We start from the raw sequence: 10,983 nt of genomic DNA, 5'->3' as shown, positions 1-10,983 counted from the left end.
TCACGGAGGTACAGGCTGGTTATACAAAGCCGGCGGCCACCGATAAAGTGATCGATCTTAAAAACAAAACCGTTCTTCCCGGCCTCATCGACTGTCATGTGCATCTTGAACATGAAACCAGTCCTACAAGATACCAGGAGGTGTTTACTTACAACCCGGCTGATTACGCTTGTCAATCGGTAGTGTTTGCAGAACGTACACTAATGGCCGGGTTTACCACGGTGCGCGACCTGGGCGGCACTGGCGTTAATATTTCACTACGAAATGCGATCAATAAAAAACTGATCAAAGGTCCGCGCATCTTTACAGCAGGTAAGGCCATTGCTACTACGGGTGGCCATGCAGACCCTACCAATGGCTTTAGAGACGATCTGATGGGTGATCCTGGCCCGGAAGCAGGTGTGGTCAATGGCCCTGATGAATGCCGCAAGGCCGTACGGCAGCGATATAAAGAGGGGAGTGATGTAATAAAGATCACCGCCAGCGGGGGTGTTTTAAGCGTTGCCAAAAGCGGGGAGAACCCACAGTTTACCGAGGACGAGATAAAGGCCATTGTTGAAACGGCGCATGATTATGGGTATAAAGTGGCTGCGCACTGTCATGGCGCCGAAGCCATGAAAAGGGCCGTAAGGGCAGGGGTGAACAGCATCGAGCATGGCACCTTAATGGATGAAGAGGTGATGCAGTTAATGAAGCAGCATGGGACTTATTATGTGCCTACCATTACAGCCGGAAGATCGGTGGCTGACTCCGCAAAGAAACCAGGTTATTATCCTGCACTGGTAACACCCAAAGCATTGGCGATAGGACCAAAAATACAAAGCACTTTTGCCAAAGCCTATAAAGCAGGTGTGAAGATTGCCTTTGGCACCGATGCCGGCGTGTATGCGCATGGCAAGAACTGGATGGAATTTATTTATATGACGGAAGTGGGCATGCCGGCGATGGAAGCCATTCAATCGGCCACTGTTTCAGCTGCTGATCTGATTGGAGTAAATGACAAGATAGGCAGTATCGAAAAAGGTAAACTGGCGGATATAATTGCAGTTGAAGGAGATCCTATTAAAGATGTTCAGGTGATGGGGAAGGTGTCTTTCGTTATGAAAGATGGTATTGTGTACAAATAGTTAACCAGTTAACCAGTTAATCAGTTGACCAGTTAACTCGTCAACTGGTTAACTGGTCAACTTTTCAACTTCTTACGCATTCTTTCTTAATTGTTGTAATAACGCTCTCATATCTTTAGGCATCTCCGCCTGCAAATCATATGTATTCCCTTCCATATCGGTGAAACGTAACCGTTGGGCATGCAGACCGGTTCTGGCGAGAATGGGTTTTTCTTCTTCCTCGTTCTTGCTGAGCTTATAGTTTCGTTTAAAGGAAGATATTTTTACTGGTAACCCATCACCATATAATTCATCACACACCAGGGGATGACCAACATATTGCATATGCACCCTGATCTGGTGGGTGCGGCCGGTATGAATGCGGAACTGCAGCAGGGAGAATTTGCCAAAATCTTCCAGCACTTCATAATCGGTAATGGCAGGTTTACCTCTTTGATGAATGATCATGACCCCTCTTTTTACCGTGTTCTCGGCAATGGGCGCCTCGATCGTTTTTTGTTTTTCGGCTAAGGTGCCATTCACAATGCCCTGATAATACTTTTCCACCGTTCTTTCTTCAAAAGCCTGCGACAGGAATTTATGCGTTTCCGGGTCTTTGGCAAATACGATGATGCCACTGGTTTCACGGTCGAGCCGGTGAACGGTGAATATTTGTCCGTATTTCTGTAGTAATATTTCTTTGAGGGAAGCTTCTTTTCCTTCGCGATCGGGAATACTTAATAATCCCGGCGGTTTATTAATGACTATAAAATGATCGTTCTCTGCAATGATCTCCAATGATGCTTTAACCACGTGTAGCGTTTTTGTTTTTCGTATAAGAGGCGTTCAGGAATTTCAGCAGGCGTACTTCTTTTTCGGTTAAGAAGCGCCATTTACCTCTGTCTACATTTTTCTTGGTAAGGTTAGCATACATTACGCGGTCGAGGTTGCGCACATCGTAGCCCATGTGTTCGAAGATGCGGCGAACGATGCGGTTTTTACCGCTGTGGATCTCGATACCGATCACGCTTTTGTCTTTTGAGTCGGCATAAGCCATTGAATCGGGCGAAATAATGCCATCTTCGAGTGTAACGCCACTCAGGATGGTTTCAAAGTCTTTTTTCGTAAGGGGCTTGTCGAGCTTTACTTCGTAGATCTTTTTTATTTCGTAGCTGGGGTGCGATAACTTTTGCGTCAGCTCGCCATCGTTGGTGAGTAACAGAACACCGGTGGTGTTTCTGTCTAACCGGCCAATGGGATATACCCGTTCTTCGGTAGCATTGCGAAGGATGTCCATTACCGTTTTTCTGCCTTGCGGGTCTTCGGTAGTGGTGATGAAGTCTTTGGGTTTATTGAGCAGAATGTAAACGAGATTTCTGCTGACAAATAGCTTTTTGCCATTTACTTTAATATCGTCTTTATCGGTTACTTTATGACCAGGCTCCAATACTTTGGCGCCATTCACTATCACTTTACCTGTTTTCACGAAGTCAACTGCATCGCGACGTGAACAGATGCCGCAATGGGCGATAAATTTGTTCAGGGGCATAGAGCCGGTTGGCGCTGGCTTGTTATCAGTTGCTGGTTGGGTCTCCCCTTTTTGAGCTTTACCTTTTATCAGCACAGGTTTATTACCTGTCGCCTGAGGCTTGTGGCCTGTGGTTGTTTTGCTTTCTGCTTTAGGCTTGAAACTTGAATTTTGAGGCTTGAAGTTTTTGGCCTCCCCCCGATCCTCCCGACGCGTCGGGAAGGAGGTTGGTGCTTTTCTGCCTGTATTGCTTGCAGCTTGTGACTTGAAGCTTGATGCTTTTCCTGTATTGCTTTCGGCTGTTTTGCTTGTGGCTTGCGGCTTGAAGCTTGAAGCTTTCCCTCCGGCTTTTGGTTTGAACCCTTATTCCTGAGGCGTTCTGCCTTCGGCTGTTTTACCTACAGCTTGCGCTCTGAAGCTGGTGGCTTTTCTTCCTTGTGCCTTAAAGTCCGCTTTTTTATCCGAATGTTCTTGTCTACCTCTATCCGCCTGATAACCACCAGCCTGGCCTTTAGCCCTTGCTTCCCTGGCTTCCTGCTTTTTCTTTTCGAAGTATTCTTTGGTTTCCTGGCGGACTTTTTTCTTTTCCTGACGGATGCGTTCTTTCTTTTTGGCGCCGCTGTCGCCCTTACCCATAAACTTGTTAAAACCTTGTGCCATTGTGTAGTAGTTTGCTGTTTTCCAACAGTAGTGAGCGGCGAAGGTACGAAATAAAAAACTCTTCCCGTTTTAACGGGAAGAGCCTCAATAATAAAGGGAACTTTTATGATTGAACAGGCTTTCCGTGCCCGTGATTTTTCTTCAGTTCCTGGAATTTAGTCCATTGGTCAGGGGTAAGGATCGATTTCAGGCCTTCCTGTTGCCGATCGTGCAGGGTTTTGTATTGTACTTTCTTCTGATCGTCGGTAAGTGATTTGTCATCATGTACGCCTCTTATTTTTATCAGGCTTTCACTAAGATTCCTTTCCACGGCGGCTGTTTGTTCATCGGTCAGGTTCAGCTCTTTCTTCATTCTTTCTATCCGGTTTTGCTTATCCTGGCGGAAGCGGTTGCCGTGTTCTTTATGCATTTTTTTCAGACTGGCCTTTTGTTCATCGGTCAATACTTTTTCCACTTTTTCATGATGGTCTTTGCGTATGGTAGCCATCTTGCTTTTCCACTCGGTAACGGTTATCTTATCCTCGCTCTTTTTAAGATCGGTCATTTGTTGATGAAAGTCATCATTGATGGTTTTCATCTCGTTCTTTTGATCATCGGTGAGGTTCAGCTGCGCCAGGGCATCGCCGTGGTGACGGTGCATGGGGGGACGGTCGTTGCTTAATGATTGATCCTGAGCACAAGCGGTAGTAGCTACAAAAGCAGCCAGTACCATTCCTATAAATGCCTGTTTCATAATTTCTGATTTTACTGTTTTCTATCTTTTTTGTTAGATGCCGGTTGAGGGGTGAATCCTCTGGCAGGGTTTGTTAAATAATCTCGTAACAGTAAAGTAGACGGCTACCAGGCCCACAGGTTTAACGGAGGTAAGAAAATCTTCGTAGATGGAGAGTTTTGGGGATGAGCGGAGGGAATTGTTAAAGGAGGAATTAAAAATTAAGAATTAGAAATGAAAAGGTTAAGAACAATAGAAATATCGAATGTTGAATGTCCAATATCAAATGTCGAAGTTATTACTTTAACAGTAAGTTCTACTTTATTAAAACAATTCTGAAACAGTTTCCATTGGTATAAACATTTTGCCACTATCTGGTAATGCTATAAAGCCATACTTTAAATAAAACATTTCAGCATCCCTGTCTAACGGATCTACTATCACAGCCATTGAGCCAATATTCTCAGAAGCATCATAACATCTTCTTAAAGCATCTAATAAAAGCAATTCTCCCAGGCGTTTCCCTCTGTAAGAACTATCTACAGCCAGCCTGCCAAGCAATGTAACAGGAAAATCTCTATAAGCTGGAGGTAATTTCTTTACAATTGCCTCAGGGAGTATATCTTTTTTAATGGAAGCACTGGATAACGTATAATATCCTTGTACAATGCCGTGGTCGCCTTCAAGTACAAAGCAAGCCGATAATTTCCTTTTAACATCCTGTTTTGCCTGCGTATGCAAATAGTTATCAAGAAGTGGCTTTCCGCAGTTAAAATCTTTCTTTTTATGAGAAGCGTTCAAAGGAATTGTCAAATAACTCATTTTCCTGCTATTAACTTTTTATATCGGGTGGCAGCTTCTTTAAGTTTCTTATTAGGCTTGCCAGGATTCATAATAGCGTTAAAGAAAATTTCCTGATCCTTCTGAGAAGCCAAAATAGCATTGTGCTTTTCAATAATTTTATCGGCCTGAGCTCTCACTGAAAATATTACAAACTCAGACAATGTTTTATACCCACCTAAATTCGCTGCCAGTTCAAAATATTCTTTCTGTTCAGCAGACAATCTTGCATCAAACCTTGTCATTTCTAAAGCTTTCATATCTTCAAAGTTTTAGTAAATGTACGGAAAATATCCGTACAATATTCAGTCTAAGGAATTATTCCATTGTAAAGTATTATTTCAATTCGCAATTTGCGAATTGCGAAGTGTATTGATTATCAATTCATTTTAAGTAATAACAAGCTGAATAGCGAACCGGACGTACAAGAGTGCGAAGCAAGTAAAGCTCATAGAACGCAAAAGCCGGGTACATGCCCGGCCTTCAAAATTATGTTGTGCAAAACTCCCCTTTAGGGGCTGGGGGTTACAACTGGTCTTTATTCGCTAACTGTCCACAGGCCGCATCGATGTCTTTACCGCGGCTGCGGCGCAGGCGGGCGTTTACGCGGTTGCGTTCGAGATAGGCCATGAATTGATTTACGGTATCTTCTTCGGGCTTTTCAAAACGGGCGGCATCGATGGGATTGTATTCAATAATATTCACGAGGTCGGCAGGCACCTGGCGGTAGATCTTGATCAGTTCATCGGCATCCTTTAAACTATCGTTAAAGTCCTTGAAGAGGATGTATTCGAAAGTGATCTCATTCTCTGTTTTCTGGTAGAAATAATTCAACGCCTCGATCAATGCCCTGAGGTTATTGGTCTCGTTGATGGGCATGATCTCATTACGCTTTACATCGTTGGCTGCATGCAGTGAAAGCGCGAGTTTGAACCGCACTTTATCATCACCCAGCTGTTTGATCATTTTGGCCACACCCGCAGTAGAAACGGTGATACGGCGGGCGCTCATTCCCAGTCCTTCGGGAGAGGTGATGCGTTCGATGGCATGCATTACATTCTTATAATTGAGCAGGGGTTCACCCATGCCCATGAACACGATATTGGTGAGCTTTTTATTATACACACGCTCGCTCTGCTGGTTAATGAGCACTACTTCATCATAGATCTCATCAAACTCCAGGTTGCGTTTGCGGTCCATATAGCCGGTAGCGCAGAACTTGCAGCTGAGCGAACAGCCTATCTGTGACGACACACAAGCCGTTTTACGCTCGTCTGTGGGGATCAGCACACCTTCAACCATGTGAGCGTCTGTGGTGCGGAAACGCGATTTAATAGTGCCATCGGCAGAATACTGGGTGGCGTCTACAGTTAAAGCCGGCAGAGAAAAGTTTTCGGACAGTTTGGCGCGCAGCTCTTTGCTGAGGTTGGTCATGGCCTCGAAAGAATGGGCCTGTTTCAGCCACAACCATTCATACACCTGTTTGGCGCGGAATTTCTTCTCGCCCAGGGTTTCAAAATATTGTTCCAGCGAAGAGAGGCTCAACTGCCTGATGTTCTTTTGTGCCGTTTTTAACATGCCGCAAAGATACAACGACCGGGGCGGATTAGCTAACCGGCCCGGTCGTTGATAGGTAGTAATATGTATGTCAACGCATTTTACCTGTTGATACGGCTTGTTTTTAGCAAAACCTTAGTTTTTAGGTTCGGGGAAGATAGTCAGCGTTGTAGTGGGTTTTGCTGCGGGATGTTTTGAAAAATAGTCGAGGGTTACGGTAGTATCGGCCTGTAAAGACACATGCTCATACACATGCATCAGTTTGTTCAACAGGATTGACAATTCTACCGGCTCTTTTTCAGACCCATACACGGTGCTTTTAATCAACTTGCCACCGGCTTCAATGGCTATGGCGCGGGTTTGGGCATCGGTATAACCTGCGCGGTAAAATTCCTGCAGGGAATCGAGCGGCATTTTATTGATCTGGTTAAGAATGGATTCATATTCGGCCGCGCTTAATTTACCACGGGCGCCACCTTTGGGATCGGCAAACCGCTCGCCGTAGAAAGTGAAGTTGCGTGCAGAATCTATTTCAAAATACATAGAAGGGCAGGTGCCAAAACAGGCGCCACTGGCAAAGTAGATGGCGGATGGTTGAACGGTATTTTTCTTTTCGATCTTTGTAAGGGCGATTGTTTCTGCAGGAATACCGTCCGTAGAGTCTGAAAACAATACCAGCGAATCGTTGGTCAGCTTCAGGATCGTATACTGATATTTTTGCTGGTATTTGTCACTGGGCGCGCTTTGAATAAATATAGTATCGTGGTTGATAGTATACTTTAAATCATTGCCCCAGGGCTGGCTGTTGGTGCAAACGGAATCTTCGAAGCTGATAAACCGGCTGCGGGCGTGAAAATCATTTTTAATGGCACCTTGCCAGTCGCCTTTAATGGATGTGGTTTCGGCGGTAATTTGCTTTTGCTGCTGACACGAAAAGAAAAGGGCGGCAACAAATAAATACATGGTCTGTTTCATAACGGAACGATTTGATGTAAGATGCACTGTTTTAGGATTTTTCATAAAATGGCCGCGAAAATATGGTTATTAATGCTTTCCGGCTGTTTTAATGAGTAATCTTTTGCTTAACAATTGAATTGTTTACAATTACTTTGCGGACGCTATCCTTTGGCTCCGCTCAGGATGCTCAAACAAAAAACTATATGAAGAAAGTATATGTCATAGATGCGGTTAGAACACCTATTGGAAAATATGGTGGCGCATTAAGTACCATCCGCCCCGACGATCTGCTGGCTCATGTGATTAAGTCATTATTGCAACGCAATGCCTACATCGATGTGAATGCGATTGAAGATGTAATTGCCGGCGATGCCAACCAGGCGGGGGAGGACAACCGGAATGTGGCCCGGATGGCCGCTTTGCTGGCTGGATTACCGGTTACCGTGCCCGGTAATACAGTTAACCGGTTATGCGCCTCAGGCTTACAGGCCATTCAGGATGCAGCCCGCGCCATTATGTGTGGCGATGGCGAACTGCTGATTGCCGGTGGAGTAGAAAGCATGACCCGCGCCCCCTTCGTGCAGTTGAAATCATCCGGCGCCTGGAACCGTACGCCTGAAGTGGTGGATTCAACTATAGGCTGGCGTTTCTCCAATAAAAAACTCACCGATAAATACTACCCGTACTCCATGGGCGAAACTGCCGAGAATGTGGCTAAGCAATGGAAAATAGGTCGCCAGGCCCAGGACGAATTTGCCCTGCAAAGCCAGGAAAAATACTTTGCCGCCCTGGAAAAAGGCAGATGGAAGAATGAGATAAGCGGCGTGGAGATCTTTGGTGGGAAGGATGAAAAGATCTTCCTTGAAAAAGACGAGCCACCGCGTTCTACCTCCATGGAAAAACTGTCGGGCCTGCGTGCTGCATTTATAAAAGACGGAACCGTTACGGCAGGTAATTCATCGGGCATCAACGATGGCGCTGCCGCTATGCTGCTGGCCAGTGAAGAAGCAGTACAGAAATACAACCTGCAACCGTTGGCCCGCATTGTATCGATGGCGGTAGCGGGTGTTGACCCGGCCATTATGGGTATTGGTCCTGTACCGGCCACCCAAAAAGCATTACAACGAGCAGGTCTTACTGTTAATGATCTCGATCTGATTGAACTGAATGAGGCATTTGCGGCGCAATCCCTTGCCTGTATGCAGGATCTGAAACTGGACCCCAGCAAAGTAAATGTGAACGGTGGCTCTATTGCTATTGGTCATCCGTTGGGTTGCAGTGGCGTACGCATTTCCGCTACCTTGCTGCATGAAATGAAAAAGCGCGGTAGCAAATATGGCCTGGCTACCATGTGCGTTGGCGTTGGACAAGGCGCAGCCATTGTTTATGAGGGTGTTTAGAATGTAGAAATAATTTTATAAACTTTTATGCAGGAAACCGTACTCAACACGCTTATTTACAAATACAACCCGTATGCGCGTTTTTTAGTGGTGTTGTATATAGTGGGCATGTTTATAGTTTACCTGCTTCTCTGTGATATTATACCTGCGTACATTTTATGGATGGCTTTATGCATATGGGCTATCCCGTTGGTGTACGCGGGTATTTCAAAAAAGACGGTCTTCAACTTCCGGTCGCTCGATAGCCGGTTGTTAACATTATCAACCTCGTTTATAAAAGTAGGAAAGGAGCGATATCCTATTAAGGATACCAGCATAGAATTGCATATAAACGCCTACGACGGGTTTATTTATCGTATTCGTCGTGAGGGGCTTTTAACACCCCAGGCAACGCATGGTAACAATAATACGTTACTGTTTACTTATAAAGGGGTTACTTATGATAATGAATTTCATTTAAGTAACTATGCCAGTTATACTACGTTGTGCAAGCTGGTTGATCAATGGCGCGCTGCGGGGGTGCGCATTACCGTAAAAGAAACTTTTTCCCGTGAGTTTGTAAGCAAGCAGTATGAACGGATGAACCGTTCAAAAAGAAAGTATTGATAAGAAGATAAGTATTATTAGTTTGCAAGCTCAACCAAATAATTATGGATCTGCAAACCGCTTTATCCCAGCTGGAAAAACACATTCAGGAAGTTCCGCAGCATTTCAACCAGTTCTCCCAGGCAATTTTATTGAACAGGCCCGCTCCGGGCAAATGGTCGAAACAGGAAATACTGGGTCATTTAATTGATTCGGCTATCAATAACCTGAAGCGGTTTACCGATATTCAATGCTTTCCTCAGCCTTATACTGTATTAAGATATCAGCAGGACGACCTGGTGGTTATTAACCGGTATCAGCAATTGCCGCTTGAGCATATGCTGCAATTATGGAGCATGCTGAACAGGCAAATAGTCAATATTATCAGCACTATTCCTGCTGAGAAGCTGCCCTATACCATTATTATTCCCTCCGGTGAATCAAAGACCCTCGAATGGCTGGCGATCGATTATGTAGAGCACATGGAGCATCACCTGAAACAGATATTTGGCTCCTGAGCGAAGTCGAAGGAATTACACCAGCTTATACAACAATTTCCTCACCATACGATAATTGGTTAACAGCGACAGGCCAATTAAAAAGATGGCTGTTGATAATACGCCCCAATGCAACAGGGACGACAGTTCCGGCCGGTCGAACATGGCGAAATGATGAAAGGCCCATTGCATGCCTTCCGTGAGCGCCAGGGCAACCAGCACCACCAATACGTATACGGGAATAAATTGTTTTGACACATTTTTACTAAGCCAGTTGGGGGAGTAGCCCATCATCAACAATAATTGCAGGTTGTCTTTACTGCGGGCTATCATTAACTGCAGGTAGAAAGAGAACAGCATCAGCGCCAGGATCACTACCAGCAAACCAAAAATACCCAGTCCGCTAAAGATGCCCTGCAGCACCTGCTTTACGCGGCCGAATTTTGTTTTATCCTTGTTTACCTTATAATTCTTTTGTTGCAGGTAATTTAAAAAATCAGGATTGTTGGCGTCCCTGGTTTTTATATACAGGCGGGAAGCCTTTACATCGGTGGTATTGCCAAATTTGTTATTGGCCCAGTCGAGGAAGTTTTTGGGAACAATGATGGAATTAACCCGATCGCTCAACGCTACAATGGAACCACGGAAAGTTTGCTTCTCCCCATTTTGTCCGTAACAGGTAATGAATACTACTACCTGCGAAGCGGTTTCTGCCGATAATTGCGGCAATCCATAACCGGGCGCAAACACGTTGTATATTTCCAGGAAGTCGGAAGAGAAAACGATGGGGATGTAATCCTGTCCTTCCTTCCAGGTGAAGTTGGGAGGAACCGTGTCGATGAAGTTATTGTCCAGCGACTCCAGGAACATATCGGTGCTGAAGGGAATAATGTCACCAGCGCTTAATTGTACCCGGAAGCGGTTGGCGGTGAGCGGCGATACGCCTTCTACAAAAGGTTTGTCAGCAATGTCTTTAATATCATTGGCGTTGAACAGGTTCTTCTCCAGCTGGCCCATGGTTTCATTGGTGATGGTTTTGGAGATGGAAATAAAATCAGAACCTTCCTTGCGCTGGCTATCACTACCTAACAACTGCTGAATGTTGATGTACATTTGAATGGAGCACAACAACAACAATACG

General features: G+C 45.0%; 13 protein-coding genes. 4 read left to right on the top strand and 9 right to left on the bottom strand.

The genetic code is table 11. The features are described 5' to 3' along the window. The coding region (locus ACJ751_RS24070) for an amidohydrolase family protein (protein ID WP_407748084.1) at positions 1-1,127 on the top strand (1,127 nt) is incomplete at its 5' end. A 72-nt stretch (positions 1,128-1,199) separates the two neighbouring features. Here the strand turns inward: ACJ751_RS24070 and ACJ751_RS24065 are convergent. From ACJ751_RS24065 to ACJ751_RS24030, 8 genes are all read right to left on the bottom strand, one after another. Next, a complete protein-coding gene (locus ACJ751_RS24065) occupies positions 1,200-1,919 on the bottom strand; it encodes an RluA family pseudouridine synthase (protein ID WP_407748083.1) in 720 nt (239 codons plus the stop codon). Further along, a complete protein-coding gene (locus ACJ751_RS24060; RefSeq protein WP_407748082.1) occupies positions 1,912-2,655 on the bottom strand; it encodes a pseudouridine synthase in 744 nt (247 codons plus the stop codon). The genes ACJ751_RS24065 and ACJ751_RS24060 overlap by 8 nt, the downstream gene beginning before the upstream one ends. 342 nt (positions 2,656-2,997) lie before the next feature. Beyond that, positions 2,998-3,294: a hypothetical protein gene (locus tag ACJ751_RS24055; RefSeq protein WP_407748081.1), complete on the bottom strand. Its 297-nt coding sequence runs from the start codon at positions 3,292-3,294 to the stop codon at positions 2,998-3,000. A gap of 103 nt (positions 3,295-3,397) precedes the next feature. Beyond that, the gene (locus tag ACJ751_RS24050) at positions 3,398-4,027 is read right to left on the bottom strand and encodes a Spy/CpxP family protein refolding chaperone (RefSeq protein ID WP_407748080.1); all 630 of its coding nucleotides are present in this window, start codon (positions 4,025-4,027) and stop codon (positions 3,398-3,400) included. 303 nt (positions 4,028-4,330) lie between these two features. Beyond that, on the bottom strand, positions 4,331-4,828 hold the full coding sequence (locus ACJ751_RS24045) for a GNAT family N-acetyltransferase (RefSeq protein WP_407748079.1): 498 nt from the start codon (positions 4,826-4,828) through the stop codon (positions 4,331-4,333). After that, positions 4,825-5,106, bottom strand: a complete 282-nt coding sequence (locus ACJ751_RS24040) for a DUF1778 domain-containing protein (protein ID WP_407748078.1) — start codon at positions 5,104-5,106, stop codon at positions 4,825-4,827. Before ACJ751_RS24040 ends, ACJ751_RS24045 begins: the two co-directional genes overlap by 4 nt. Before the next feature lie 265 nt (positions 5,107-5,371). Further along, positions 5,372-6,424 carry a 23S rRNA (adenine(2503)-C(2))-methyltransferase RlmN gene (gene rlmN, locus ACJ751_RS24035; RefSeq protein ID WP_407748077.1) on the bottom strand — a complete coding sequence of 351 codons (1,053 nt, stop codon included), beginning with the start codon at positions 6,422-6,424 and terminating at the stop codon, positions 5,372-5,374. Between the two features lie 114 nt (positions 6,425-6,538). Further along, positions 6,539-7,378 carry a DUF6438 domain-containing protein gene (locus ACJ751_RS24030; RefSeq protein WP_407748076.1) on the bottom strand — a complete coding sequence of 280 codons (840 nt, stop codon included), beginning with the start codon at positions 7,376-7,378 and terminating at the stop codon, positions 6,539-6,541. A 185-nt stretch (positions 7,379-7,563) separates the two neighbouring features. Between ACJ751_RS24030 and ACJ751_RS24025 the strand changes: the two genes are divergently transcribed. The 3 genes from ACJ751_RS24025 to ACJ751_RS24015 are packed head-to-tail and all read left to right on the top strand — an operon-like array spanning position 7,564 to position 9,863. Further along, positions 7,564-8,760, top strand: a complete 1,197-nt coding sequence (locus tag ACJ751_RS24025) for a thiolase family protein (protein WP_407748075.1) — start codon at positions 7,564-7,566, stop codon at positions 8,758-8,760. A gap of 27 nt (positions 8,761-8,787) precedes the next feature. Continuing rightward, positions 8,788-9,366: a hypothetical protein gene (locus tag ACJ751_RS24020; RefSeq protein ID WP_407748074.1), complete on the top strand. Its 579-nt coding sequence runs from the start codon at positions 8,788-8,790 to the stop codon at positions 9,364-9,366. Positions 9,367-9,410: 44 nt separating this feature from the next. Continuing rightward, positions 9,411-9,863 (top strand): DinB family protein, encoded by a 453-nt coding sequence (locus tag ACJ751_RS24015; protein ID WP_407748073.1) that lies wholly within the window; start codon positions 9,411-9,413, stop codon positions 9,861-9,863. Positions 9,864-9,878: 15 nt separating this feature from the next. Here the strand turns inward: ACJ751_RS24015 and ACJ751_RS24010 are convergent. Next, positions 9,879-10,983: hypothetical protein (locus ACJ751_RS24010; protein WP_407748072.1), on the bottom strand; the 1,105-nt coding region annotated here is incomplete at its 5' end.

Origin of the sequence: Niastella sp., from assembly GCF_045805085.1 — a bacterium.
Taxonomy (GTDB): Bacteria; Bacteroidota; Bacteroidia; order Chitinophagales; family Chitinophagaceae; genus Niastella.
This window is presented reverse-complemented; position numbering and strand designations above follow the sequence as displayed.